This is a genomic window from Cellulomonas fimi (assembly GCF_028583725.1).
Taxonomy (GTDB): domain Bacteria; phylum Actinomycetota; class Actinomycetes; order Actinomycetales; family Cellulomonadaceae; genus Cellulomonas; species Cellulomonas fimi_B.
Map to the genome: position 1 here is coordinate 645643 of NZ_CP110680.1, position 25731 is coordinate 671373.

Annotated in this window: 20 protein-coding genes and 1 pseudogene; 10 read left to right on the top strand and 11 right to left on the bottom strand. The window is 74.7% G+C overall.

What is annotated here, in order from left to right; genetic code table 11:
* Nucleotides 1-26: 26 nt before the first annotated feature.
* The 8 genes and pseudogenes from OOT42_RS02945 to OOT42_RS02980 form a co-directional block, all read right to left on the bottom strand.
* Nucleotides 27-1727, bottom strand: coding sequence for a bifunctional 3'-5' exonuclease/DNA polymerase (locus OOT42_RS02945; RefSeq protein WP_273653463.1), 1701 nt, complete (start codon nucleotides 1725-1727; stop codon nucleotides 27-29).
* 147 nt (nucleotides 1728-1874) lie between these two features.
* Nucleotides 1875-2204, bottom strand: coding sequence for a hypothetical protein (locus tag OOT42_RS02950; protein WP_273653464.1), 330 nt, complete (start codon nucleotides 2202-2204; stop codon nucleotides 1875-1877).
* 154 nt (nucleotides 2205-2358) lie between these two features.
* Nucleotides 2359-3018: a GNAT family N-acetyltransferase gene (locus OOT42_RS02955; protein ID WP_273653465.1), complete on the bottom strand. Its 660-nt coding sequence runs from the start codon at nucleotides 3016-3018 to the stop codon at nucleotides 2359-2361.
* Between the two features lie 102 nt (nucleotides 3019-3120).
* Nucleotides 3121-3615: a hypothetical protein gene (locus tag OOT42_RS02960; RefSeq protein WP_273653466.1), complete on the bottom strand. Its 495-nt coding sequence runs from the start codon at nucleotides 3613-3615 to the stop codon at nucleotides 3121-3123.
* A gap of 109 nt (nucleotides 3616-3724) precedes the next feature.
* Nucleotides 3725-5720: pseudogene (locus tag OOT42_RS02965) on the bottom strand (beta-galactosidase).
* A 61-nt stretch (nucleotides 5721-5781) separates the two neighbouring features.
* Nucleotides 5782-6864: a hypothetical protein gene (locus OOT42_RS02970; RefSeq protein WP_273653467.1), complete on the bottom strand. Its 1083-nt coding sequence runs from the start codon at nucleotides 6862-6864 to the stop codon at nucleotides 5782-5784.
* Entirely contained in the window at nucleotides 6861-8006 is a 1146-nt protein-coding gene (locus tag OOT42_RS02975; protein WP_273653468.1) for a Gfo/Idh/MocA family protein, read from the bottom strand. Before OOT42_RS02975 ends, OOT42_RS02970 begins: the two co-directional genes overlap by 4 nt.
* Nucleotides 8007-8080: 74 nt before the next feature.
* Nucleotides 8081-9124: a LacI family DNA-binding transcriptional regulator gene (locus OOT42_RS02980; RefSeq protein WP_273653469.1), complete on the bottom strand. Its 1044-nt coding sequence runs from the start codon at nucleotides 9122-9124 to the stop codon at nucleotides 8081-8083.
* Between the two features lie 268 nt (nucleotides 9125-9392).
* On the opposite strand from OOT42_RS02980, the gene OOT42_RS02985 reads away from it, so the two are divergent.
* The 6 genes from OOT42_RS02985 (at nucleotide 9393) to OOT42_RS03010 (ending at nucleotide 15483) form a co-directional block, all read left to right on the top strand.
* On the top strand, nucleotides 9393-9842 hold the full coding sequence (locus tag OOT42_RS02985; protein ID WP_273653470.1) for an L-rhamnose mutarotase: 450 nt from the start codon (nucleotides 9393-9395) through the stop codon (nucleotides 9840-9842).
* Nucleotides 9839-11017, top strand: a complete 1179-nt coding sequence (gene rhaI, locus OOT42_RS02990) for an L-rhamnose isomerase (protein ID WP_273653471.1) — start codon at nucleotides 9839-9841, stop codon at nucleotides 11015-11017. The genes OOT42_RS02985 and rhaI overlap by 4 nt, the downstream gene beginning before the upstream one ends.
* 4 nt (nucleotides 11018-11021) lie before the next feature.
* Complete coding sequence (locus OOT42_RS02995; RefSeq protein WP_273653472.1) at nucleotides 11022-13088, top strand: bifunctional aldolase/short-chain dehydrogenase; 2067 nt, start codon at nucleotides 11022-11024, stop codon at nucleotides 13086-13088.
* Nucleotides 13085-14602, top strand: coding sequence for a rhamnulokinase (locus OOT42_RS03000; RefSeq protein ID WP_273653473.1), 1518 nt, complete (start codon nucleotides 13085-13087; stop codon nucleotides 14600-14602). Before OOT42_RS02995 ends, OOT42_RS03000 begins: the two co-directional genes overlap by 4 nt.
* Before the next feature lie 102 nt (nucleotides 14603-14704).
* Nucleotides 14705-15091, top strand: coding sequence for a YciI family protein (locus tag OOT42_RS03005; protein ID WP_273653474.1), 387 nt, complete (start codon nucleotides 14705-14707; stop codon nucleotides 15089-15091).
* Nucleotides 15092-15213: 122 nt separating this feature from the next.
* A complete protein-coding gene (locus OOT42_RS03010) occupies nucleotides 15214-15483 on the top strand; it encodes a hypothetical protein (RefSeq protein ID WP_273653475.1) in 270 nt (89 codons plus the stop codon).
* Nucleotides 15484-15495: 12 nt separating this feature from the next.
* On the opposite strand, the gene OOT42_RS03015 is transcribed toward OOT42_RS03010, so the two are convergent.
* Nucleotides 15496-16524 carry an AEC family transporter gene (locus OOT42_RS03015; protein WP_273653476.1) on the bottom strand — a complete coding sequence of 343 codons (1029 nt, stop codon included), beginning with the start codon at nucleotides 16522-16524 and terminating at the stop codon, nucleotides 15496-15498.
* Nucleotides 16525-16823: 299 nt separating this feature from the next.
* On the opposite strand from OOT42_RS03015, the gene OOT42_RS03020 reads away from it, so the two are divergent.
* The 4 genes from OOT42_RS03020 (at nucleotide 16824) to OOT42_RS03035 (ending at nucleotide 22916) form a co-directional block, all read left to right on the top strand.
* On the top strand, nucleotides 16824-18056 hold the full coding sequence (locus OOT42_RS03020) for a hypothetical protein (protein WP_273653477.1): 1233 nt from the start codon (nucleotides 16824-16826) through the stop codon (nucleotides 18054-18056).
* A 180-nt stretch (nucleotides 18057-18236) separates the two neighbouring features.
* Complete coding sequence (locus OOT42_RS03025) at nucleotides 18237-19031, top strand: 3-ketoacyl-ACP reductase (protein WP_273653478.1); 795 nt, start codon at nucleotides 18237-18239, stop codon at nucleotides 19029-19031.
* Nucleotides 19032-19122: 91 nt separating this feature from the next.
* Nucleotides 19123-21318: an FAD-binding protein gene (locus OOT42_RS03030; protein ID WP_273653479.1), complete on the top strand. Its 2196-nt coding sequence runs from the start codon at nucleotides 19123-19125 to the stop codon at nucleotides 21316-21318.
* Nucleotides 21318-22916, top strand: coding sequence for an SGNH/GDSL hydrolase family protein (locus tag OOT42_RS03035; RefSeq protein ID WP_273653480.1), 1599 nt, complete (start codon nucleotides 21318-21320; stop codon nucleotides 22914-22916). The genes OOT42_RS03030 and OOT42_RS03035 overlap by 1 nt, the downstream gene beginning before the upstream one ends.
* A gap of 291 nt (nucleotides 22917-23207) precedes the next feature.
* Here OOT42_RS03035 and OOT42_RS03040 read toward each other — a convergent pair whose 3' ends face one another.
* Together OOT42_RS03040 and OOT42_RS03045 are read right to left on the bottom strand one after the other, a co-directional pair.
* On the bottom strand, nucleotides 23208-24308 hold the full coding sequence (locus OOT42_RS03040; RefSeq protein ID WP_423775957.1) for a sugar phosphate isomerase/epimerase family protein: 1101 nt from the start codon (nucleotides 24306-24308) through the stop codon (nucleotides 23208-23210).
* Entirely contained in the window at nucleotides 24305-25468 is a 1164-nt protein-coding gene (locus OOT42_RS03045) for a Gfo/Idh/MocA family protein (RefSeq protein ID WP_273653481.1), read from the bottom strand. Before OOT42_RS03045 ends, OOT42_RS03040 begins: the two co-directional genes overlap by 4 nt.
* Nucleotides 25469-25731: the final 263 nt, after the last annotated feature.

Genomic DNA, 25731 nt, shown 5'->3' on the forward strand with positions numbered 1-25731 from the left:
CTGCGGTGGGACGCGGCCCGGCCGGCTCACTTCGCGCGGTCGTAGCTCTCGACGACGGACACGTTCAGCGCGAAGTCGACCGGCGTCGCCCCGAACAGCAGGCGCCCGGCCTCGACGGCGGCCGCCCGCACCGCGTCGGCGACCTCGTCGGCGACCGCCGCGGGGGAGTGCACCATGACCTCGTCGTGCAGGAAGAACACCAGGTGCGGGCGGCCCTCCACGTCCCGCAGCCGCCGTCGCAGCGACGCCATCCAGCACAGCGCCCACTCCGCCGCCGTGCCCTGCACGACGAAGTTGCGGGTGAATCGGCCCCAGTCGCGCGCGCGACGGCGCACCGCGCGCACGTCCTCCGCGGCCGCGCCCTCCGCCGACGCCGCCGTCAGCTCGGCCTGCCACGCGGCGTCCGGGACCGGCGACGACCGGCCGAGCCACGTCGTCACGACCTCCCCGCGCTCGCCCGCGCGTGCCGCCGCCTCGACCAGCGCCACGGCCTGCGGGTACGCGCGCGTGAGCTGCGGCATGAGCGCCGCGCTCGCACCCGTGGTCGCGCCGTAGATCGCGCCGAGCATCGCGTACTTCGCGTCGGACCGGGTCGCGACGATCCCCGCGTCGACGACGCCCTGGTACAGGTCGGCCTGCCGCCCGGCGGCGGCCATCGCCGCGTCACCCGACATCGCGGCGAGCACGCGCGGCTCGAGCTGTGCCGCGTCGGCGACGACCAGCCGCCAGCCGTCGTCGGCCCGCACCGCCGCGCGGATCGCCGCGGGCAGCTGGAGCGCGCCGCCGCCGTTCGTCGCCCAGCGGCCCGACACGACGCCGCCGGGGACGTACTCGGGACGGAACCGGCCGTCGTGGATCCACGTGTCCATCCACGCCCAGCCGTTCGCGGACAGCAGCCGCGACAGGGACTTGTACTCCAGCAGGGGCTCGCGCGCGGGGTGGTCGAGCGCGCGGATCTCCCACTTCGACGTCGACTGCACGTCGAAGCCCGCGAGCCGCAGGCCGCGCAGCAGGTCGGGCTGCGAGTCGGGGTTGAGGGTCGGCTGGACCAGGTGGGTGCGGATCTGCTCGACGAGCGCCTCGAGGCGAGCCGGTCGGCCGCCGCGGGGTCGCGGGCCCAGCAGGTCGGTGAGCAGCGCGTCGTGCACCGCGGTGTCCCAGGGCATGCCGTCGTGCCGCATCTCCTGCGCGATCAGCGCGCCCGTCGACTCGGCCGCGAGCAGCAGCCGCAGTCGCCCCGGCTCGGTCGAGCCCGCGACGGCGGCGAGCTGCCGGGCGAGCTCCTGCGGTACGTCGAGCGGGACGTCGTCCGGGTCGGCGGGGGGCGTCGCGGCGGCGCCCGGGTCGTCGAGCAGCGTGAGCTCGTCGAGGAGGTCCGGCTCGGCGGGTGCCGGCTCCTGCGGCCGTCGACCGTCCCACGGCCCGCGCGGCGCCCGGGCCAGGTCCGAGCCGGTCGCGTACGCGCTGCCGCGCAGGATCGTGTGGCACAGGCGCAGGTCGTGGCACCGCTCGACGCGGACGCCGGCGCGCAGCAGCGCGGGGTAGCGGCGGGCCGTGTCGTCCCACACCCAGCGCGGGTGGTCCGCCTCGTAGCGGGCGACCGCGGCCGGGAGGTCGCGCGCGGGCACCCGCTCGGCGTCGGGCGCGGGCTCGCCGTCGTCCGACGTGTGCCGCAGCAGCACGCCGCCGGCCCGGTCCGGGTCGTCGGTGAGCAGCACGTAGGGCACGCGCCATTGTCGTGCGCACCACCGACACGCTCGTACGCGCAGGGCCCGGGGCACGCCCGCGACACCGCACGCACGTCCCTGCGCTCACCGGGCCGCACCGGCCGCGACCTGTGGCGCAGGGCCGCGCCGGATGCGAGCGGCCGAGGGTCAGTACCCCCCGCCGCCCCCGCCGTCGCCGCCGCCGAAGCCGCCGCCGTCGAAGCCCCCGAACCCGCCGCCGTCGAAGCCGCCGTGCCCGCCGCCGTCGTAGCCGCCGTGGCCGTGACCCCCCGAGCCGCCGTCGGACGCCCCGTGGAACCAGCCGCTGAACCACCCGCCGCCGTGCGCGGCGGGTGTCACGTCGGGGACCGGGGGCGCCACGGGGTCGGGCGGTCCGTCAGGACCGGTCCCGCCGTCGACCACGGGCAGGACCACGGCCGTCGCGGCCGCGGTCTCCGCGAACCGGTCCTTCCGGCGCCATCCACCGAACAGAGTCATCGCGCACCCCTCGCCGAACGGGCCCGGCGGACCGGGCGGACGGTCCCCGCGGAGCCGGCAGGTGCACCCGCCCCGGGGTGTGACAGGGCCAGCATGGCACGCATGCTTTCCCTGGCGAAAGGGGTCGCTTGACCTCTGCTTGACCCGACGGAGGTCAGGCGGCCTTGCGCGGGCGCGCCATGGGGATGATCCACGGCCCCTCGGGCGCGAGCGCCACGCGGGCGCTCGTCTCCGCGTAGCCGAGCGCGGAGTAGTAGTTGACGTTGAGCGGCTTCGTCGTCTCCAGGTAGCCCGGAGCCTCGCCCGCGTCGATGTCCGCGAAGACCCGCGCCATCAGCAGCTTCCCCCGGCCGGCGCGCTGCAGGTCGGGCCGGACGCCCAGCGCCTCGACGTACCAGGCGTCCGCGGGCACGCCCTCGGCCGTCAGGTCGCCGAACTTGATCAGACCGAACGAGTGCGTGCGGGTGCGCAGGGCGATCGCGGCGATGCGGAACGCCTGCCGCCACCAGCGCGCGGGCGTCATCGGGTAGGTGCCGGGCGCGTACAGCGCGACCGCGCCGGTCACGACACCGTCGAGCTTCGTCACGTACGTGATGCCGTACCGCAGGGCGTCCGAGAGCGTCATCCGGTAGAGCGCGCGCAGCTCGGACTCGCGCCGCGTGTCCACCGGGAACAGGTGCCGGAACCCGGGGTCGTCGGCGAGCGCCGCGGCCAGGACGGCGGCGGCGGCGGGGAGGTCGCGTCGCGTCAGCGGCTCGACGACGTCGGGGGGTGCCGGCCGGGAGGCAGGCGGCTCGGACGGGGTCGCTGCCATGTGGCGCATCCTCACCGGGACAAGCGTCCAGTTGCAACCGGGTCGTCCGGTTCGTGCGTCACACCAGCGGGTGAAAAGTCAGACGTGGGGCGGGTGCGCAGGTCAGCCGCCTGCGGTCGCCACCGTGACGGCGATCACGGCACCCGGCTCCGCCTCGACCTCCACGACGTGCTCGACGGACAGGTCCACGGCCTCGCCGAGCGTCACGTCACCCCCGGCGACCGTCCGCGCGTCGCCGCCGCACGGCACCCCGCCCTCCCACGAGCCGTCGAGGTACACGCGTGCCACGTCGCGACCCGTGCACGAGACGGTCACGGTCACGCCCGTCGCCGGGCGGTCCTGCGGGAGCACGACGAGACGGACCCGGTCCTGGCCCGCGCCGCGCACGAGGGTCGCGTCCGTGACGCCCTGGTCGGCGAGCAGCGTCGTCGGGTCCGGTGTGCGCGTCCGTGGCAGCACGACCAGGACGACGACCGCCACCGCGGCGACGACCAGCCCGGCGACGACCCCGAGCACGACGGGTCGGCGACTCCGCCCGCCCGTGCGTGCCGACCGGTCGCGCGTCGCACTCCCTGCACCGCTGCCGACGTCCACCATGCGCGTCCCCTCGCACCGCCACGAGCCCCCGTCGGCCCGTGGCGGTGATGGTAGGGGGACGACGCGGCCGACCGGCAGGGGGTTCCGCGAGAAAGGCCCTGATCGAGCGCTACAGCTCGCGCAGGACGGCGTACCCGCCCGCGTCGACCTGTCCGCCGGTCGTGCGTCCCGCGAGCACCTCGCCCGCGGGCAGGTCGACGGCCGCCGTCGTGTGGTTGAGCACGAAGAGCCACGAGCGGCCGTCGTCGGCGGTCCGGCGCGCGACCTCGACGCCCTCCGGCACGCCCGCGAGCACGGGCTCGACGCCGGCCTCGACGAGCAGCGTCTCGGTCAGCGCGCCGAGCGCCGCGTCGTCGAGCCGCGTCGCGAGGTACCACGCGGACCCGTCCCCGACGGCCCGACGCGTCACGGCGGGCCCGCCGGCGAGGTCACCGTCGGCGAACGTCCGCACGACCTCGGTGCCCTCGGCGGGGTGGATCTTCTCCGACCACACGTCGGCGACGGAGCCGTCGTCGAGCGTGAGCGTCTCGCCGTCCTGCAACGCCCAGAACTCCTCGGTCCGGACGCCCAGCAGGTCGCGGAACGCGCCCGGGTAGCCACCGAGCCGCACGTGGTCGTGCTCGTCGACGATCCCCGAGAAGTAGGTGACGAGCACCGTCGCGCCGCCCTCCGCCGCCCGCGCCAGGTTGGCCGCGTCGGCGTCGGTCGTCACGTAGAGCGTCGGGACGACGACGAGCCGGTAGCCCGACAGGTCCGCCGACGGGGCGACGACGTCGACCGAGACGTGCCGCTCCCACAGCGCCCGGTAGTGCGCGAGCACACGGTCGGGGTACGTGACGTCGGTCGACGGGTGCGAGTCGAGCTCGACGCCCCACCACGACGGGTAGTCCCAGACGATCGCGACGTCGGACCGCACGCGTGAGCCCTTGACCTCGCCGATCGCCTTCAGCGCCGCGCCGAGCTCGACCGTCGAGCGCCACACGTCGGTGTCCGTCCCCGCGTGCGGCAGCATCGCCGAGTGGTACTTCTCGGCGCCCGCCGCCGACTGCCGCCACTGGAAGAACATGACCGCGTCCGCGCCGTGCGCGACGTGCGCGAGCGAGTGCCGCAGCATCTCGCCCGGCCGCTTGGTGCGGTTGCGCGGCTGCCAGTTCACCGCCGACGTCGAGTGCTCCATGAGCACCCACGGGTCGCCGCCCGCGACGCCCCGCGTCAGGTCGGCGCTCAGCGCGAGCTCGACGTGCGCGAGCGGGTCGTGCGCGCGGGTGTAGTGGTCGTTCGCGACGAGGTCGAGGTCGTCGGCCCAGGAGAAGTAGTCCATCCACTTCGTGCCCGTCGACAGCATGAGGTTCGTCGTCGTCGGCACGTGCGGCGTGACCTCGCGCAGCACGTCGCGCAGCGCGCGGTAGTGCACGAGCAGCTCGTCCGAGGAGTAGCGCGCGAAGTCGAGCTGCTGCGTCGGGTTCGGGTACGTGGGGGCGGTGCGCGGCGGCAGGACCTCGTCGAAGGAGTCGTACCGCTGCGACCAGAACGCCGTGCCCCATGCCGCGTTCAGCGCCTCGACCGTCCCGTACCGCGACTCGAGCCACCGGCGGAAGGCGGCGGCCGCGTCGTCGGAGAAGTCGTGCGGCACGTGGCAGCCGAGGCTCGTTGTCGACGTGCCACAGCGCGAGCGCGGGGTGCTCGCGGTACCGCTCGGCCATCCGCCGCGTCATCGCGACCGCGTACTCGCGCCACAGCGGCGCGGACACCCGGTACGCCTGCCGGCCGCCCGGGTGCAGCACCGTGCCGTCGGCCAGCACCGGCAGCAGCTCGGGGTGCTTCCGCGTGAGCCACGGCGGCGGGCTGGCGGTGGCGGTGGCCAGCGCGACCTTGATCCCCGCCGCCGCGAGCCGGTCGAGCACGTCGTCGAGCCAGCCGAAGTCGTACTCGCCCGGACGCGGCTCGAGCTGCGCCCAGGAGAAGATGCCGACGCTCACGAGCGTCACGCCCGCCTGCTGCATGAGCTCGACGTCCTCGACGCGGGTCGCGAGCGGCCACTGCTCCGGGTTGTAGTCGCCGCCGTAGGCGATGCCGTCGACGCCGAGCGGCCAGGGGTTCGTCATGGGAGTACCTCGCGGGGGTGGTGCGGTCGGGGTGCAGGGTCGAGCGTGTGACGGGATCAGGTCAGGGGAGCGGGACGCGGCGCAGGTCGAGGTCGACGGGCTCGTCGCGGTCGCACACCAGGTGCCCGTCGACGACGCGCGCCACCGCCACCTGCACGACGGCCCGCCGGGTCGCGGGGGTCTCGCCGCCCGCGGCGCCGCCGACCGGGTCGTCGTCGGAGCGGGTCGCGGCGTGCGCCGCGCCCAGCGTGCGTCCCTCGTCCGAGAACGGCGACACGAGGTGCGTGAAGTAGAAGACCCACGCGACGGGCTCGCCGTCCGCGTCCGACCCGACGACGACGTCGGCGTGGTGCCCGATCGACCCGTCGGCCGGGCGGCGTCCGGGCCGGTCGAGGACGTGCCCGTCGTACGCCCACGTCTCCAGGTCCGACGAGCGGTGGACGGCCTGCCCGCGCCACTCGTCGACGAGCATCCAGTGCCACCCGCCGAGCGTGAAAACGTTCGGCCCCTCGTGCGGGCGGCCCGTGATGGCGGGGCGCGACGGGCCCCACGTCTCCAGGTCGGGGGAGTCGGCGCACCACGTGGTGGACTCCGCTGCCTCGTCCTTGAACCACATCCGGTAGCCGCCGCCGGGCAGCGGTGCGACGCACGCGTCGATGACGCGGTCCGACGACAGCGGCACGACGCCGCGGTACTCCCACGTCACGAGGTCGTCGGACACGTGGTGCAGCACGTGCCGGTCGTGCCCCTCCCACCGGTCGGGGACGCCGCGGACGTACGAGACGAACATGTGGAACCGGCCCTCGGCGTGCACGACCTCGGGCGCCCACAGGGTGTTCCGGCCCTCGTGCGGGTCCAGGCCCGCGACGACGCCGCGGTGCGTCCACGTGAGCCCGCCGTCGTCGGACGTCGCGACGGCGATGTCCGTGCCGTGCACCCAGGTGACGCCCGGGCCGGGGTCGTCGGGGCGGCGCCGCGTGGCGAACAGCCACCACGTGCCGCCGGGGCCGCGGACCAGCGTCGGGTCGGTCGGTGCACCGAGCGGGTCGGTGAACAGCGGCGCCGGCGCGACGCGGCGTACCGACGAGCCGTCCGACGGCGCGTCGTCGACCCCCGCGGCCGCGTCCGTGACGCCTGCGCTCACGCGTCCGTCCCCGCCGCGACCGGTCGCAGGTCCTCGATCCCGTGCAGGAAGCCGCCGCGCAGCTCGCTGCCGGGTGCGAGGTCGGCCTTCGTGACGGGCCGGCCGAGCGCGGCGGACGCGTAGATCGCGGTGATGAGCTCGAGGGACCGGGCGGGTTCGGCGGCGACGGGCGGCAGCGGCGCGCCCGTGCGGAAGGACTCGTAGACGGCGCGCAGCAGCGGGGTGTGGCCGCTGGGCTCGTCGTCGGCCGGCAGGGTCCACGAGTCCGGCGCGGGCTCGGCGGGGCCGCCGGTCACGGCCGGGGCGGGCGTGAGCCGCCACGAGCGGGCGTCGTGGCCGTACAGGTGCTCGACCTCGACGGTGCCGAGCGTCGTGTCGACGCGCACGTAGCTCGTCTGCCGGGGCGCGAGCGCGGTGGTCAGGACCGACACGACGGCGCCGTCGGCGAACCGCACGACCGCGGTCGACGTGTCCTCGGTCTCGAGGTCGCGGTCCAGCCGGAACGCCCGAGCGTCGACCTCCGCCCAGTCGCCGAGCAGGAACGCGAGCAGGTCGAGCTGGTGGATGCCGAGCCCGAGCAGCGGCCCGCCGCCCTCGGTCGCCCACCTCCCGCGCCACGGCACGGCGTAGTAGTCCTCCTGCTTGCGGTACCAGAGCGTGTGGCAGACGCCGACGAGCGGACGCCCGAGCGCGCCGTCGGCGAGCAGCCGCTGCACGTGCCCGACCGCGGTGCCGGTGCGCTGCTGGAAGACGACGGCGTACTCGCGCCCGACCTCGCGCGCGACGTCGAGCACGGCGTCGAGGTCGGCGAGCGACAGCACGGGCGGCTTCTCGCACACGACGTGCGCGCCGGCGCGCAGCGCGGTGATCGCCTGGTCGCGGTGCAGGCCGGGCGGGGTGCACAGGTGGACGACGTCGACGGTCTCGGCGGCGAGCAGCTCGTCGAGCGAGCCGTACCGGCCGGGGATGCCGTACCGGTCCGCGAAGACGTCCCTGACCTCAGGGTTCGGGTCGGCGACCGCGACGACGGTCGCACCGGGGTTCGCGTCGAGGACCTGCTGGTGGGCGTGCGCGATGGCGCCCGTGCCGACGATCGCGACGCGCAGGACGGCGGCGTCGGGCGCGGTGGTCGAGTCGGTCACGTGCGCTCCTTTGCGACGGATTGAATCGTCTCACTCTACGGGGAAGCGCTTGCCTCCTGTCCAGGGGGAGGCGGTCAGGCGTTCGGGTCCGACGACCCCCGGACGACGAGCTCCGGCTGGAACTGGACCCGCTGGTGCTGGAACCGCTCGCCCTCGGTGCGCTGGCGGAGCAGCAGGTCGGCGGCCGTCCAGCCCAGCTGGTGCGTCGGCTGCCGCACCGACGTGAGCGGCACGGTGAGCATCGACGCGAACGTGACGTCGTCGTACCCGACGACGGCCATCTCGGCCGGCACCGCCACGTCGCGCGCCCGCAGCCCGCGCAGCACCCCGAGCGCCGCGAGGTCGTTGACGCAGAACACCGCGGTCGGGCGGTCGGTCGTGTCGAGCACCTGGGCGATGCCCTCCTCGCCGCCGTCCGCGTTGAGCGACCCGATCGTCACCTCGACGAGCGCCTGCTCGGGGTCGAGCCCCGCGGCGTGCAGCGCCTGCAGGACGCCCGCGCGGCGGTCGGCGCACTGCCGGATGCTCAGCGGGCCGTTCACGAACGCGATGCGCCGGTGCCCGAGCTCCACGAGGTGCTCGATCGCGAGGGCCGCGCCGCGCACGTCGTCGACCGCGACCGACGACAGGTCGTCGAAGGGCGACGTCGCGTCGAGCAGCACGACGTCCACGCCGCGGTCGCGCACCGCGAGCAGCGCGTCGATCGACCCGGCCGAGGGTGTGACCATGACGCCCTGCACGCCGTGCTCCTCGAACAGCCGCAGGTAGCGCGACTCGCGCTCGGGGTCCTCGTCCGACGACGACAGCATGAGCGTGTAGTCCTCGGCCGCGAGCCGGTCCTCGACGCCGCGCGCGACCTCGGTGAAGAACGGGTTGGCGATGTCGAGCACGATCGCACCGACCGTCTGGATGGTGCCGGCCCGGAGCTGGCGGGCGGACGCGTTGCGGACGAACTGCAGCTCGTCGATCGCCGCCTGCACGCGGTCCCGCGTCGCAGGAGTGACCTGGTCGGGGCGGTTGAGGACGTTCGACACGGTGCCGACGCTCACGCCCGCGCGCTTGGCGACGTCGGTGATCGACGGGCGGCGTTCCGCTCGTCCCCGGGTCGTGGTGGCCATCCGTGGTCCTCCGCTCTGCGTCGTCGCGCCCCGATGGTATCGGCCGACCGTCCGGCGTCCCCGGACCGCCTCACCGCCGGTCGACCTCGTGCGCAGCGTGCACGGGCGTGCCCGGCGCGGTCGCCGTGGTGGCCCTGGGCGGCAGTAGGCTCGGGCCGGGAAAGGGCTTCCCGGCGGATCTGCCGCAGAGGGTTGACGCCGTGGTCGCCCGGTTCCTAGAGTGCTCAACGATGAATCGTTTCAACGACGCGACGATCGGAGGCAGGCCGTGACGCGAGTCTGCTTCGTCTCCCGGGTCCGCCCGGACCGCCTCGACGAGTACCGCGCCCGGCACGCCGCCGTGTGGCCGGAGATGCTCGAGGCGCTCCGCGACACCGGGTGGCGCGACTACTCCCTGTACCTCGCCCCCGACGGGCTGCTCGTCGGGCACCTCGAGACCGACGACTACGCCGCCGCGCAGGAGGCGATGACGCGCACCGCCGTCAACCCGCGCTGGCAGGCCGAGATGGCCGAGTTCTTCGTCACCGACGGCAACCCCGACGAGGGGTTCCAGGTGCTCGACGAGGTCTTCCACCTCGAGGACCAGCTCCGGGCCGCCGGGCTCCCCACCACGCCGCCGACCGCCCGCCCGCCGCACGCCGACCCGGCCGGCACCGCCGACGACACCGCACCGCGCCCCACCACGACCGACCCCGCCCGACTGGAGGACCTCGCATGAGCCCCACCCCCGAGGCCCTCGCCGCCGCGCGCGGCGTCCTGGCCCAGCAGACGATCGAGCTGCCGTCGTGGGCGTTCGGCAACTCCGGCACGCGGTTCAAGGTGTTCGCCCAGCAGGGCGTCCCGCGCGACCCGTTCGAGAAGATCGCCGACGCCGCCCAGGTGCACCGGTACACGGGCGTCGCGCCGCGCGTGAGCCTGCACATCCCGTGGGACCTCGTCGACGACTACGACGCGCTCGCGCGGCACGCCAAGGACCTCGGCGTCCAGATCGGCGCGATCAACTCGAACCTGTTCCAGGACGACGACTACATGCTCGGCTCGCTCACGCACCCCGACGCGCGCGTGCGGGCCAAGGCCGTGCAGCACCACCTGCAGTGCCTCGACGTCATGCGCGCGACCGGGTCGCAGGACCTCAAGCTGTGGCTGCCCGACGGCCTCAACTACCCCGGCCAGGACTCGATCCGCGCGCGGCAGGACCGGCTCGCCGAGGGCCTCGCGGAGATCTACGGCGCGCTCGACCCGCAGCACCGGCTGATCCTCGAGTACAAGTTCTTCGAGCCCGCGTTCTACTCGATGGACATCCCCGACTGGGGCACGTCGCTGCTGCACTGCCTCGCGCTCGGCGAGCGGGCGATGGTCGTGCTCGACACCGGCCACCACGCGCCGGGCACGAACATCGAGTTCATCGTCGCGCAGCTGCTGCGCGCCGGGCGGCTCGGCGCGTTCGACTTCAACAGCCGGTTCTTCGCCGACGACGACCTCATGGTCGGCGCCGCCGACCCGTTCCAGCTGTTCCGGATCATGCACGAGATCGTCCAGGCGGGGGCGCTCGCGCCCGACAGCGGCGTGAACTTCATGCTCGACCAGTGCCACAACATCGAGCCGAAGATCCCGGGCCAGATCCGGTCCGTCATGAACGTGCAGGAGGCGACGGCCAAGGCGCTGCTCGTCGACCGCGACGCGCTCACGGCCGCCCAGCTCGCGGGCGACGTGCTCGGCGCGAACGGGGTCCTCATGGACGCCTACAACACCGACGTGCGCCCGCTGCTCGCGGACCTGCGCACCGAGCAGGGTCTCGACCCTGAGCCCCTGGCCGCGTACGCGCGGTCCGGGTACGCCGAGACGATCGTGGCCGAGCGTGTCGGTGGCACGCAGGCCGGATGGGGAGCCTGACGACATGACCGACGCGACGACGCACCGCGCCGCGGCCGACCTGATCGCCCGCTCGAACCGCCTGGGCTCCGACCCTCGCGTCACCAACTACGCGGGCGGCAACACGTCCGCCAAGGGCACCGCGACCGACCCGGTGACCGGGCAGGACGTCGAGCTCCTGTGGGTCAAGGGCTCCGGCGGCGACCTGGGCACCCTGACCGAGAAGAACCTCGCCGTGCTGCGGCTCGACCGGCTGCGCGCGCTCGTCGACGTGTACCCGGGCGTCGACCGCGAGGACGAGATGGTCGCCGCGTTCGACTACTGCCTGCACGGCAAGGGCGGCGCGGCGCCGTCGATCGACACCGCGATGCACGGGCTCGTCGACGCCGCGCACGTCGACCACCTGCACCCCGACTCCGGGATCGCGATCGCGACCGCCGCCGACGGCGAGGAGCTCACGCACGAGATCTTCGGCGACTCCGTCGTGTGGGTGCCGTGGCGCCGGCCCGGGTTCCAGCTCGGCCTCGACATCGCCGAGATCAAGGAGAAGAACCCGCAGGCCATCGGCTGCGTCCTCGGCGGGCACGGCATCACCGCGTGGGGCGACACGTCCGCCGAGGCCGAGCAGCGCTCGCTCGAGATCATCCGCTCCGCCGAGGCGTTCATCGAGGAGCGCACGCGTGCGCTCGCCGCCGAGGGTGGGCACCCGTTCGGCGCCGTCGTGCCGGGCTTCGAGCCGCTCGACCCGCAGGCGCGGCGCGAGCGGGCTGCCGCGCTCGCGCCCGTGATCCGCGGCCTCGCGTCCGCCGACCGCCCGCAGGTCGGGCACTTCACGGACTCCGACGTCGTGCTCGACTTCCTGTCCCGCGAGCGCCTCGCACCCCTCGCGGCGCTCGGCACGTCGTGCCCCGACCACTTCCTGCGGACCAAGGTGTCGCCGCTCGTCGTCGACCTGCCCGCGACCGCACCCGTCGAGGACGTGATCGCGCGGCTGCGGACGCTGCACGAGGAGTACCGGGCCGCGTACCAGGCGTACTACGACCGGCACGCGACCGCGGACTCGCCCGCGATCCGTGGCGCCGACCCGGCGATCGTGCTCGTCCCCGGCGTCGGGATGTTCTCGTTCGGCAAGGACAAGCAGACCGCGCGCGTCGCGGGCGAGTTCTACGTCAACGCGATCAACGTGATGCGCGGCGCCGAGGCGATCTCGACGTACCAGCCGATCGACGAGTCGGAGAAGTTCCGCATCGAGTACTGGGCGCTCGAGGAGGCCAAGCTCCAGCGCATGCCCGCGCCGAAGCCGCTCGCGACGCGGGTCGCGCTCGTGACCGGCGCCGGGTCGGGCATCGGTCGTGCCATCGCCGAGCGGCTCGCGGCCGAGGGCGCGTGCGTCGTGATCGCGGACCTCAACCTCGCGGGGGCGCAGGAGGTCGCGGACGCGCTCGGCGGGCCCGACGTGGCCGTCGCGGTCGAGGCCGACGTGACGTCCGAGGACGCCGTCGCCGCGCTCGTCCGCGAGACGGTGCTCGCGTTCGGCGGCGTCGACCTGGTCGTCAACAACGCCGGCCTGTCGATCTCGAAGCCGCTGCTGGAGACCACCGTCAAGGACTGGGACCTGCAGCACGACGTCATGGCCCGCGGGTCGTTCCTCGTCGCCCGCGAGGCGGCGCGCGCGATGATCGCGCAGGGCTTCGGCGGGGACATCGTCTACATCGCGTCGAAGAACTCGCTGTTCGCCGGCCCGAACAACATCGCCTACTCCGCGACCAAGGCCGACCAGGCCCACCAGGTCCGGCTGCTCGCGGCCGAGCTCGGCGAGCACGGCATCCGCGTCAACGGCGTCAACCCCGACGGCGTCGTGCGCGGGTCGGGCATCTTCGCAGGCGGCTGGGGCGCGCAGCGCGCGGCCGTCTACGGCGTGCCGGAGTCCGAGCTCGGCGCCTACTACGCGCAGCGGACGCTGCTCAAGCGCGAGGTCCTGCCCGAGCACGTCGCCGCCGCGGTGTTCGCGCTCACCGGGCCGGACCTCGTCCAGACGACGGGCCTGCACGTCCCCGTCGACTCGGGCGTCGCGGCGGCCTTCCTGCGATGAGCGCGTTCGCGGCCGTCGACCTCGGGGCGTCGTCCGGGCGCGTCATCGTCGGACGGGTCGTCGACGGGGCCGACGGGCCGCGCGTGGCGCTGCACGAGGTCAACCGGTTCCCCAACGGGCCGGTCCGCGTGCCCGCGGTCCCGGGCGGCGCGGGGGCACGGGGCGACGCGACGCTGTTCTGGGACGTGCTGCACCTGTACCGCGGCGTGCTCGACGGGCTGCGCGCGGCGACGCGCGAGGTCGGGACGCTCGCGGGCGTCGGCATCGACTCGTGGGCCGTCGACCACGGGCTGCTCGACGCCGACGGCCGCCTGCTCGGCAACCCCGTGCACTACCGCGACGCCCGCACCGACGGCGTCCCGGACAAGGTCTTCGCGACCGTCCCGGCGGCCGAGCTCTACGCGCGCACCGGCCTGCAGGTGCAGCCCTTCAACACCGTGTTCCAGCTCGTCGCCGCGCAGGGCACCGCGGCGCTCGCGGCGGCGCGGCAGGCGCTCCTGGTCCCCGACCTGCTCGGCGCCTGGCTCACGGGGACCGCCGTCGCCGAGGTCACGAACGCCTCCACGACCGGCCTGCTCGACGCGACCTCCCGGACCTGGGCGGTCGACGTCGCCGAGCGGCTCGGGATCGACGCGCGCCTCCTGCCGCCGCTGCGCGACCCCGGTGTGCTGCTCGGGCACGTCCGCGACGACGTGCGCGCCGACGTCGGACACCACGCGCCGCTGCCCGTGTGGACGGTCGGGTCGCACGACACCGCGTCGGCCGTCGTCGCCGTGCCCGCGACGCAGCCCGGGTTCGCGTACGTCTCGTGCGGCACGTGGTCGCTCGTCGGGCTGGAGCTCGACGCGCCCGTGCTGACCGAGGCGTCGCGCGCCGCGAACTTCACGAACGAGGCGGGCGTCGACGGCACCGTCCGCTACCTCAAGAACGTCATGGGCCTGTGGGTGCTGCAGGAGACGCTGCGGACCTGGAACGACGCGGGCCTGCCCGCCGACCTGCCCGACCTGCTCGCCGCCGCGGCCCAGGTGCCGCCCCTGACGACCGTCGTGGACGTCGACGACCCCGAGCTCCTCCCGCCCGGCGACATGCCCGCACGGCTCGCGGCCGCCGCGGTGCGGACCGGCCAGACCCCGCCGCAGACGCAGGCCGAGGTCGTCCGGTGCATCCTCGACTCGCTCGCGCTCGCGTACCGCCGGGCCGTGCGGCAGGCCGCCCTGCTGTCGGGACGCGACGTGCAGGTCGTGCACGTGGTCGGCGGCGGCGTGCGCAACGCGCTGCTGTGCCGGCTCACCGCCGACGCCACCGGGCTGCCCGTCGTCGCCGGTCCCGTCGAGGGTGCCGCGCTCGGCAACGTGCTCGTGCAGGCGCGCGCCGCGGGCGTGCTGTCGGGGTCCCTCACCGACCTGCGCGCGGTGGGTGCGCGCGGCCTGGACCTCGACCGCTACGAGCCCGGTGGGCCGGGCACGCCCGGCGAGGACCAGTGGGCGGCCGCGGAGGCGCGCCTGTTCTCCTGAGCGGCTCGTGTCGGACCGGCACGCCGGTGTGTCGAGCCGGGTGGGTCTCGCGCGTCATGGGCGTGCGAGGGCACAGTGGGTGCCCCGGTGAGGAGGACTGACATGGCCCGCTACCTCGTGATGCTGCGTGGTGACCAGGCGACGTGGGACGCCTGGACGGACGACGACATGGCGCGGAACTCGACCCGGCACGCGGAGCTCGCCCGCCGCGCACCGGCGCGCGGGCACACGATCGTCGGCGGCGAGGAGCTCACGCACCCCGGCCAGTCGCTCGTCGTGCGGCGCAGCACCGACGGCACCGGCACCGTGAGCGACGGCCCGTACACCGAGCTCGTCGAGCAGGTCGGCGGCTACTACCTCGTCGAGACCGACGACGTGCGCGACCTCGCGGCGCTGCTCGCCGAGACCCTTGCGGAGGACGTCGAGATCCGCGGGTTCGTCGACCACTCCGCCGACCTGCCCGCCGGCGAGGTCGACGTCCCCGCCTGAGCGTTCGCCGGTCACCGCGACGAGCGGATCGGCCCCGCGGGTGGCGAGGGCGACGCTACGGTGCGGTCAGGCGGCACCGTGGCCGCCCGCCACCGCGCGGTGGCCGACGAGAGGAGCGGCCCGTGGACCTGCCCCGTCTGTCCGCCGTCCAGATGTTCTGGTGGAGCGTCGGCCTGCTGGTCGGTGGCGCGGTCGCGAACGAGGTCCTCGCGCGATCCGTCGGGTTCCTCGGCGGTGGCGGCTCCTGGGTGGTGCTCGTCGCCACGCTCATGAACCTCGCGCAGACGCTCGGCGTCACGGGCGTCGTCGGGGCGTTCGTCGTCCGCGCGCTCGAGCCGCGGCGCGTCGCGCGGGAGGCGCCCCAGAACGTCGACCGCGAGCAGAACGTCTGAGGGCGGCGACGCTCAGAGGACCGCGGTCACGACCAGCAGCACGGGCAGGGCGAGGAGCGTCGTGACGAGGCCCGCGTCGCGCGCGAGCGCCTGGCCGCGGCCGTACTGGATCGCGTAGACGAGCACGTTCTGCGCGGTGGGCAGCGCGGCCATCGCGATCACGGCGAGCCGTGCCTCGCCGTGCAGCCCGAACGCCGTCGCGACGAGCGCGGCCAGCGCCGGGTGCACGACGGACCGCAGCACGACGGCGAGCGTGAGGTCGGGCCGGGGCGCGCGCTCGCGGTCGGTCGCGGGCACGGCCAGCGACATGCCGAAGGTGAGCAGCGCGAGGGGTGCGGCGGTCGCGCCGACGAGCTCGAACGGGCCGTAGACGACGTCGGGCAGCTTCCACGGGAGCGCCGCGAGGACGAGCCCGGCGAGCGTGCCGACGATGATCGGGTTCGTCAGCGTCCGGCGCGCCGTGGCCCGGACGGCGGCAGCAGCGCGACGCGGGCGGGGGACCGGTGCGGGGTCGGCGCCGTCATCGGGTGCCAGGTCGCGCTCGACGTCGGGGGCACCGGGCTCGCGGGCCGCGCGCGGTGGCGTGCCGACCCCGTGCGCGCGGCGGGCGTCGAGGACGGTGAACGCGACGGGCGCGAGCACGAGCAACTGGAACAGCAGCGTCGGGACGGCGGCGACGGGGTCACCCAGCAGGAAGACGGCGAGGGCGAGCCCGAGGTTGCCGGCGTTGACGTACGACGACGCGAGCGTGCCGATCGTGACGTCGCCCGCGTCGCGGCGCAGCGCGAACCGCAGGACGAGCGCGGCGAGGACGGCGACCGCCGCGGTGCTGGTCCAGGTCGCGAGGGCGGCGCGGGAGGCGAGCACGTGCAGGTCGGTGCGCCCGATGCTCACGAGCAGGAGGGCGGGCGTCGCGACCGTGAAGACGAGCCGTGCGAGGACCGCCGACGCGTGCGGTCCGAGGACGCGCAGCCGGCCGAGCACCCACCCGGCGACGACGACGGCGGTGAGCGTGCCGAGCGCGGTGAGGACGGCGCCCATTCAGGCCCGCTCGCCGGGGACGCGGGGCCGGTCGCTCGTGAGGGGCACGGGATCACCCTGTCACGCGTGCCCCGACGAGCGCGGCCACCGCACGGGATCGCGACGTCCTGGGGCAGCGGATAGCCTGACGAGGCACGTCAGCCACCGCACTCCCGATCGCTCTGCCTCGTCCGGGGCGGGTTCGCGCGAGCCGCTGGACCCTGCTCACCTCTGCCCGGCTGCGCACCTGCCACGGAACGGCCGGAGCGCAGGCGCCGCCGGTCCGCAGCGCCCGCAGCCCTCGAACCCGGGGACGTCCGATGGAACACCGCCGAGCCCCGCTCGAGCCGCACGGCTCGCGCCCGACGCCGACGCCGAGACCCGCGGCCGCAGCCGTCGCACGGGCGGAGGAGGCGCTGCGGCGTGCTCCCGGCCCCCCGCCACCGGTGGCCGCGCGCACGATCCGGCTGCTCCAGGGGCAGGTCGGCAACCGCGCGGTCCAGCGGATGCTGGCCACGGCCCCCGCGATGGCCCCCGCCCCCGCGCTCGCCCCCGTCCAGCGGCAGATCGGCAACGGCGCGGACCAGCGTCCGGTGCTGCGCGAGAGGGACCGTGTGCTCTTCGTCGCGACCCTGCTGCCCGACTGGAGCGAGGACGGCACGCACCGCTACCGGTTGAACGCCATGCACGGCCAGGAGGTCGTCACGATCGTCTCCGGCGACCAGGCCGGCTACCGGCTCGCGCAGGAGCGCGTGGCGTTCGGCCACGGCGTCAACCTGGGCAAGGACTACCGGCAGCAGGCGGGGACCGCCGAGTGCGTCGTCGTCTTCTACGGGCCGCTCGAGGCCACGCTCTCCCGCGCGGTCGCCAAGTGGGTCAGGGTCCGCGGCATCGTGCCGGCCGGGTCGCTCCGGGTGGTCCCGAACGACGTCTACGACAAGCTGCTGGCCCGGTACGGCGGCAGCTGCGCCTCGTTCGAGCAGGACCTGTGGAGCCAGGCCACGCCGACGGACTATCCGCAGGTCATCCCGCCCGGCCACGCGCTGCCTCACCTGTCGCTCGAGCGCCAGACCGAGGAGGACATCAGCGGCGAGCCGCAGGTGCCGGCGCGCGAGATCGCCCAGGTGGCGCTGCCCACCCCGATCAGGGAGATGCAGAAGGGCATGGGCCCGACCGACGTCCTGCACTGGGGCGCGTGCCAGAACCCTGACGGCAAGCTGATCCGGGGCACGGACCTGTCGGTGATCCTGGACCCTGCGCTCAGCGCCCAGGTGTATCCGCCCGATGCCGCCGAGATCCGGCGCGAGAAGGAGTACCAGGAGCGCAAGGCCGCGCGGCAGCAGCCGCGCGCCCCTGCCCCGACGTTCCAGTCGCAGTCCCGCGTGACCGACCTGAGCGACACGCTCGTGCAGGCGCTGCGGGCGGACTACAAGGCCACCGACAAGCTGGACGACCAGGTCGCCCGGCTGAAGGTCCTGGCCACCCAGCACGACGTGCCCTGGGCGAAGCTGATGCGCTTCCTGGGCCAGGAGGGCCTCAAGGGCTCGGAGTGACGCGACGACGACCCGTGTCCGCTGGCCGGAAAGCGCTTGCCTCGCGCCTGGTCCGCATGTCACGATGACGGCGGCGGCGCCCGACGGACGGCCCCGCTCGCACGGACCCGTGCCGTCGTCCCGCCGCACCGTCGGCTCGGGCGTCGCCGGGTGAGCACCGACTCGGACGGGATGGCAACGATGCCGGCAGTCGCACTGGTGACCGGGGGGAACAGGGGCATCGGCCTCGGGATCACGCGGCGGCTGCTCGCCGACGGGTACGCCGTGTCGATCCTCGCCACGCGCGAGGAGCCGGCCGACGTCCTCGCCGAGCTCCGCGAGCTCGCCGGAGCCGACGACCTCGTGCGCTACGTCCGCGGCTCCGTCGCCGACCTCGACGACCACCACCGCTACGTCGACGACGCCGTCGACGCGTGGGGCCGGCTCGACGTGCTCGTGAACAACGCCGGCGTCGCACCCACCGTCCGCGCCGACCTCCTCGAGGCCGGCGCCGAGTCGTTCGACCGCGTCCTCGGCATCAACCTGCGCGGCCCGTACTTCCTCACGCAGACGTTCGCGAACCGCGTCCTCGCCCTGCGCGGCCCGCTCGACGCGCTGCCCGAGCCGCCCGCCGGCCCCGTCGCGACCGTCGTCAACGTGTCGTCCGTGTCCGCGACGACCGTCTCGACCAACCGCGGCGACTACTGCGTCTCCAAGGCCGGGGTCGCGATGGCGACCCAGCTCTTCGCGGCACGTCTCGCGCCCGAGGGCATCGTCGTCTACGAGGTCCGGCCCGGCGTCATCGCGACCGACATGACCGCGGGCGTCTCCGCGAAGTACGACGCGCTGTTCGAGGGCGGGCTCGCGCCGATCGCCCGCTGGGGCCGTCCCGCCGACGTCGCGGGCGCCGTCGCGATCCTCGCGTCCGGGCAGACGCCCTACTCGACCGGCGAGGTGTTCCACGTCGACGGCGGCATGCACATCCCGGTCCTGTGACTTCTCCGGTGACCGGCACGACGAGCAGGCCGACGACGAGCAGGCCGACGACGAGCACCCCGACGAGCACCCCGACGACGAGGACGCACCGATGAGCGACACCACCCGCCACGAGCCCGAGACCGTGCGCATCGGCCACCACGACGTGCCCGTCGTCACCGCGCGGACCGTCGTCGTCGGTACCGGCTCCGCCGGGTTCAGCGCCGCCGACCGGCTCTGGGAGCTCGGTCACGACGACGTCGTCATGGTCGCCGACAAGGTCAACGCGGGTGCGTCCCGCAACGCCGGCTCCGACAAGCAGACGTACTACAAGCTCACGCTGTCCGGCGGCGACGGCGACTCCGTGCGCGAGATGGCCGAGACGCTGTACTCGGGCGGCGCGATGGACGGGGACAACGCGCTCGCGGAGGCCGCGCTGTCCGCGCGCGGGTTCCTGCGCCTGTGCGACCTCGGCGTGCCGTTCCCGCAGAACCGCTTCGGGGAGTTCATCGGCTACAAGACCGACCACGACCCGCGCCGTCGCGCCACGTCCGTCGGGCCCTACACGAGCCGGTCGATGGTCGAGCAGCTCGAGAAGAAGGTGCACCGCAACGGCACCCGGATCTTCGACGAGTGCCGCGTGGTGGACGTCATCGTGCGCCCGGTCGCGGATGCGACGAGTGCATCCGCGGACGGGGTCCCCGTCGACGACGGCGCGACCGCCGCCGAGCGGGAGACCGAGGTCGTCGGCCTGCTCGTGCTGCGCACCGACGTCCCGCACGACGGCTCGCGCTCGCCGTTCCTGCTGTTCCGCTGCACCACCATCGTCTACGCGACCGGCGGCCCGGCCGGCATGTACGCGACGCGCGTCTTCCCGAACGGCCAGTGGGGCGCGTCCGGGGCCGCGTACCGCGCGGGCGTGCACGGCAAGAACCTCACCGAGTGGCAGTTCGGGCTCGCGTCGACGCACCCGCGGTGGAACGTCTCCGGCACGTACATGCAGGTCGTCCCGCGGTTCGTGTCGACCGACCGCGACGGCGGCGACGAGCGCGAGTTCCTCACCGAGGCCATCGGCGACTACGGGCGACTCATGTCGCTCGTCTTCCTCAAGGGCTACCAGTGGCCGTTCGACATCCGGAAGGCGCTCGACGGGTCGTCGCTGATCGACCTGCTCGTCTACCGCGAGACCGTCCTGCGCGGGCGGCGCGTGTTCCTCGACTTCCGCCGCAACCCCGTCCAGGAGACGTTCGACCCGAGCGCCCTGTCGCCCGAGGCGTACGAGTACCTCGACCGGGCGGGCGTCCTGTTCGGCACGCCCATCGAGCGCCTGCGCCGCATGAACGAGCCCGCCTACCAGTTCTACCTGCAGAAGAACCCGTACGTGGACCTCGAGACCGACCTGCTCGAGGTCGACGTCTGCGCGCAGCACAACAACGGCGGGCTCGTCGTCGACGCGTGGTGGCAGTCCAACGTCACCGGCTTCTTCCCCGTCGGCGAGGCGGGCGGCGCGCACGGCGTCTACCGGCCCGGTGGCGCGGCCCTCAACAGCGGCCAGGTCGGCGCGACACGCGCGGCACAGTTCATCGCGGCGCGCCGGTCGGTCGACCCGGTCGCGGTGCCCGACTTCGCGGAGGCGGCGGCGCCCGTGCTCGACGGTGCGCTGGACCTCGTCGCGCGCGCCTCGGCACGCGCCGCGTCGGGCGTGCCCGACAACACCGGCGACCTGCTGCGCGACGTCCAGGTGCTCATGAGCGCCAAGGCCGGGCCCGTGCGGTCGGCCGCGTCGATCCACGAGGCGCTCGTGCAGGTGCACGAGTGGCTGTCGTCGTACTCCGACCTGGTCACGGCCGACGCGTCGTCGCGACGCTCCGTCAACCGCACCTTCCTGGTCCGCGACATCCTCACCTCCGCATACGTCTACCTGTCGGCGATGGCCGACTACGTCGCGCACGGCGGGCGCTCCCGCGGCTCGGTGCTCTACAGCGACCCGGAGGGCACCCTGCCGCACGTGGGCTACGGCCCCGCCGCCGACGAGGAGCTCGACCTGCCCGAGGTGTTCCGCTTCCGCCTCGACGGCGGCGCGCTCGACGACGTCGTCCAGGAGACCGGGTGGCGGCCGCCCGCGGGCGGGACGCCCGGCGTCGACTGGACGCCCGGCGTCGACTGGAAGCCCGTCGTCGAGCGCAAGGACGACGACCCCGCCGGCCTGCCCGTGTTCCGCTGGCGCCCCCGACGCCCCATCCCCGAGGACGACGACTTCTTCGAGAACGTGTGGCGCGAGTTCCGTACGCACGGGAACGTCTTCTGATGTCCACCACGACCACGCCCGTCGGGTCCGCGCCCACCGAGTCCGCAGAGTCCGCCGGGTCCGTCACGACCGCCGCCGTCGCCGGGTCCGTCACGACCGCCGCCGTCGCCGGGTCCGTCACGACCGCCGCCGTCGCCGGGTCCGTCACGACCGCCGCCGTCGCCGGGTCCGTCACGACCGCCGCCGTCGCCGAGTCCGTCACGACCGCCACGCCGGTCTCGTCCGTCGCGCCCGCCACAACCGCCTCGGCCGTCGCGGCCCTGCCGGTGGTCCTGCCCCTGCCCGACGACCGGGTCGAGGTCCGCGGCGCCGCCTGGCTCGAACCCACCGATCGCGGCCTGCTGCCGCACCGGCTGCCCGCGTGGACGCGCGCGCAGTTCCCCGACCGGTTCGTCGCCCTGTGCGACGAGCAGCCCGCGGGAGTCCGGCTCCGGCTGCGCACCGCCGCCACGCGGCTGCGGCTCGACGTCGACGTGCTGCGCGTCGCGGTCGACCCGCAGCCGCCCGCCGACCCCCAGCCGTTCGACGTGGTCGTCGACGGCGAGCTCGTCGAGCAGCCCGCCGGCTGGGGCGTGGCCTCCGGGGGCGGCGTGGTCGAGCTCGAGCCGCGGCACGGGACGACCGTCGAGCGGCCCGGCGCGACCTCGTCGGTCGACCTCGCCCTGACGGCCGAGCGCGCGGTCGACGTCGCCTCGCCCGCCGCGGTCCTAGCGCGTGTCGCCCCACCCGCCGAGGGCGTTGCCTCGCTCGCCGACCGGCCGGCCGACGGGGCCGGCGTCGTGCGCGACGTCGAGGTCTGGCTGCCCTACGGCGAGGTCGTGCGGCTCGTCGCGCTGCACGCCGACGCGCCCGTGCTCGCCCCGTCGCGCACCGCCGGCCGGCGCTGGGTCCACCACGGGTCGTCGATCAGCCACGGCGCCGCCGCCGACCGGCCCACGGGGACCTGGCCCGTCGTCGCCGCCCGCACGACCGGCCTCGACCTCGTGAACCTCGGCATGTCCGGCAACGCGGTGCTGGACCCGTTCGTCGCCCGCACCCTCCGCGACGCAACCGCCGACGTCATCTCGGTCAAGCTCGGCATCAACGTCGTCAACCACGACGCGATGCGGCTACGGGCCTTCGTGCCCGCCGTCCACGGGTTCCTCGACACGATCCGCGAGGGCCACCCGACGACGCCGCTCGTCGTGGTGTCGCCGCTGCTGTGCCCGCTCGTCGAGGACACGCCCGGCCCGACGTTCATCGACCCCGCGTCGCCCGCCGGTGCACCCGTCTTCGCGACGCGCGGCCGGCCCGAGGACGTCGCCGACGGACGCCTGACGTTGCGCGTGATCCGACGCGCGCTCGCGGACGTCGTCGCCGCGCGTCGGGCCGCCGGCGACGATGCGCTGCACCTCGTCGACGGGCTCGACCTCTACGGCGCCGACGACGCGGTCGCCCTGCCGATGGCCGACCTGCTGCACCCCGACGCGCCCGCGCAGCGGCTCGTGGGAGAGCGGTTCGCGGACGTCCTGCGAGGGCTGCTGGGCTTCGCGACGGCCCCGACGTGCGAGACCGACGCGTCGCCCGCGAGCGACGCGACGGGCGCGCGAGGCCGCTGAGCGCCCTCGGCTGTCTCGCCGGCGGGCGGACGCTCGCCGAGGCGGTCTTGCGAACGGGAGAGTTCGCGCCACGGCGTGATCGTGGGTCCACGGGTGTCATGCGAGTCCACGGGTGTCACGCGAGCACACCGGTGTCACGCGAGCCGGACGCGCGACGGCGGTGCGCCGGAGGGACCCCTCCCCGGGCGCACCGCCGTCGTCGTCACGTCACCCAGGTCGGCGGGCGACGCGACCCCGCACCCTGCTCGGGAGCCCGCTCGGGCGGCCTGCTGGACCGTCCGAGCGGAACCGTCACAGGTGCGGCAGCACGTGCCGGACGTACCGGTCCGCCATTGTGGCGAGCGTCTCGTCGCCCGGCGCGGACCACACGTCCTCGTTGAAGATCTCCACCTCGACGTCGCCGGTGTATCCCGCGTCGCGGACCCACCGGGTGATCGTCGCGAAGTCCACGTACCCGTCGCCCACGTGCCCGCGCGACAGCAGCGGGTCCGACGCGAGCGGCAGGATCCAGTCGCACACCTGGTAGCCCGCGATCCGGCCGCCCGCACCGGCGCGGGCGATCTGCCGCTGCAGGTCGGGGTCCCACCACACGTGGTAGGTGTCGACGACGACGCCCACGACCTCCGCGGGGAACGGCTCCGCGATGTCCAGCGCCTGCCCGAGCGTCGAGATCACCGCCCGGTCCGCCGTGAAGATCGGGTGCAGCGGCTCCAGCACCAGCCGGACCCCGTGACCGGCCGCGAACGGCGCGAGCTCCCCGATCCGGTCGGCCACCCGCTGCCGCGCGGCGACCAGGTCGCGCGCCGGGTCGTCCACCGGGTCATCCGTCCGTGCGTCGCCACCCGAGCGGGACGAGCCACCCGCCGCGCGCGCGGCCGTCGGTGCGCCGGGCTGACCGGAGTGCGCGGACCCCGCGCGCGCCGTCGCCGCGCCGGGCAGGGGCACGTGGGCCGGGTAGGGGAGCGCGGGACCTCCCGGCGCGCTCGCCGCGGGCAGGCCGCCCACGACCATGACGAGCTCGCGCGTGCCCAGCGTCGCGGCCTCGACGATCGCCCGACGGTTGTCGTCGAGCGCCGCCTGCGCAGCCGCGTCGTCGTCCGTGGTGAGGAACCCGCCGCGGCACAGCGACGACACGCGCAGGCCGGCGCCCTCGATGATGCGGGCGGCCTCCGCGGCGCCGACCTCCTGCACGCGGTCCCGCCAGGGGCCGATCGACGACAGCCCGGCCCGCACGGCGCCGTCGACGGCCTCGCGCAGCGTCCAGCGCTTCGTCGTGGCCGTGTTCAGCGACAGCCGCGACAGGTCGGCGGGCGTCGTGCCCGTCGGGGCGGCCTGCGCGTCGTGCGCGTCCTGCACCACGCCCGTGCCTTCCGCGGCCACGTCGGTCGTCACAGCGTGATGTCCGGGACCGGGAGGCGGCGCCCCTCGGCCGACGACTGCAGGCCGAGCTCCGCGAGCTGCACGCCGCGCGCGGCCGACAGCAGGTCGAACCGGTGCGTGCGCCCGGCGGCGACGTCGCGGAGGAACTCCTCCCACTGGAGCTTGAAGCCGTTGTCGAGGTCCGCGTTCGCCGGGACCTCCAGCCACTGGTCGCGGAACGGCTCGGTGACCGGCAGGTCCGGGTTCCACACGGGCTTCGGCGTGTGCGCCCGCTGCTGCGCGACGCAGTTGCGCAGGCCTGCGACGGCCGACCCGTGCGTGCCGTCGACCTGGAACTCCACGAGCTCGTCGCGGAACACCCGGACGGCCCACGAGGAGTTGATCTGCGCGATCACCGGGTCACCGCCGGGCGTCTCGATCTCGAAGATCCCGTACGCCGCGTCGTCGGCGGTCGCCGCGTACTCGCGGCCCTGCTCGTCCCACCGCGTCGGGATGTGCGTGACGGCCTGGGCGTTCACCGTCTTCACCTGCCCGAGGATGCCCTCGAGCACGTAGTTCCAGTGGCAGAACATGTCGACGACGATGCCGCCGCCGTCCTCCTTGCGATAGTTCCAGCTCGGCCGCTGCGCCTCCTGCACGTCGCCCTCGAACACCCAGTAGCCGAACTCGCCGCGCAGCGACAGGATCCGGCCGAAGAAGCCCTCGTCGACGAGCCGGCGCAGCTTGACCAGGCCCGGAAGGTAGAGCTTGTCGTGCACGACCCCCGCCGTGACGCCCGTGGTCTCACGGAGGCGGGCGAGGTCGATCGCTTCCTCCAGCGTCTCCGCCGTGGGCTTCTCCGTGAAGATGTGCTTGCCGGCCTTCATCGCCGCCGTGAGGGCGGCGTACCGGCGGGAGGTGACCTGCGCGTCGAAGTAGATGTCGACCGTCGGGTCGTCGATGAGCGCGTCGGCGTCGGTGGTCCAGTGCTCGACCCCGTGCAGCTCGGCGAGCTCCCGCACCTTGTCCGCGTTGCGGCCGACGAGGATCGGTTCGACCTGCAGGCGCGTCCCGTCCTCGAGCGTCACGCCGCCCTGGTCGCGGATCGGCAGGATCGAGCGGACGAGGTGCTGCCGGTAGCCCATCCGGCCGGTGATGCCGTTCATGGCGATGCGCAGGGTGCGGGACGTCATGGTCGCTCCGAGGTTCAGGACCGCGTTGTCGGTCGGAGAGGGAATGCGCTTTCCAGCGTAGCGCACGGCCCGTGCGAGTCAAGTGCCCCATGAGCCGGAGTCCGACGGCTCGGCGACCACCCGGTGCGCCGCACCGGCGAGGGCGATCCGTCACGTCGCTCCTGCGACGGCGTGCGGGCACCGCACCGCGCCGCGGGCCATCACCGCGACGCGACCGTCGCCCGGCCCTCCTCGGACGTCGGCGGGCGTACGCAGACGCACCC

Excerpts from the sequence above, each read along its gene's own strand:
- OOT42_RS02960 (WP_273653466.1), bottom strand. The coding sequence starts at position 3,615 with ATGGTGGACGTCGGCAGCGGTGCAGGGAGTGCGACGCGCGACCGGTCG.
- OOT42_RS02995 (WP_273653472.1), top strand. The coding sequence starts at position 11,022 with ATGACCGACGCGACGACGCACCGCGCCGCGGCCGACCTGATCGCCCGC.
- OOT42_RS03020 (WP_273653477.1), top strand. The coding sequence starts at position 16,824 with ATGGAACACCGCCGAGCCCCGCTCGAGCCGCACGGCTCGCGCCCGACG.
- OOT42_RS03025 (WP_273653478.1), top strand. The coding sequence starts at position 18,237 with ATGCCGGCAGTCGCACTGGTGACCGGGGGGAACAGGGGCATCGGCCTC.
- OOT42_RS03045 (WP_273653481.1), bottom strand. The coding sequence starts at position 25,468 with ATGACGTCCCGCACCCTGCGCATCGCCATGAACGGCATCACCGGCCGG.
- OOT42_RS02955 (WP_273653465.1), bottom strand. The coding sequence starts at position 3,018 with ATGGCAGCGACCCCGTCCGAGCCGCCTGCCTCCCGGCCGGCACCCCCC.
- OOT42_RS03035 (WP_273653480.1), top strand. The coding sequence starts at position 21,318 with ATGTCCACCACGACCACGCCCGTCGGGTCCGCGCCCACCGAGTCCGCA.
- OOT42_RS03015 (WP_273653476.1), bottom strand. The coding sequence starts at position 16,524 with ATGGGCGCCGTCCTCACCGCGCTCGGCACGCTCACCGCCGTCGTCGTC.
- OOT42_RS03030 (WP_273653479.1), top strand. The coding sequence starts at position 19,123 with ATGAGCGACACCACCCGCCACGAGCCCGAGACCGTGCGCATCGGCCAC.
- OOT42_RS02950 (WP_273653464.1), bottom strand. The coding sequence starts at position 2,204 with ATGACTCTGTTCGGTGGATGGCGCCGGAAGGACCGGTTCGCGGAGACC.
- rhaI (WP_273653471.1), top strand. The coding sequence starts at position 9,839 with ATGAGCCCCACCCCCGAGGCCCTCGCCGCCGCGCGCGGCGTCCTGGCC.
- OOT42_RS02980 (WP_273653469.1), bottom strand. The coding sequence starts at position 9,124 with ATGGCCACCACGACCCGGGGACGAGCGGAACGCCGCCCGTCGATCACC.
- OOT42_RS03005 (WP_273653474.1), top strand. The coding sequence starts at position 14,705 with ATGGCCCGCTACCTCGTGATGCTGCGTGGTGACCAGGCGACGTGGGAC.
- OOT42_RS03000 (WP_273653473.1), top strand. The coding sequence starts at position 13,085 with ATGAGCGCGTTCGCGGCCGTCGACCTCGGGGCGTCGTCCGGGCGCGTC.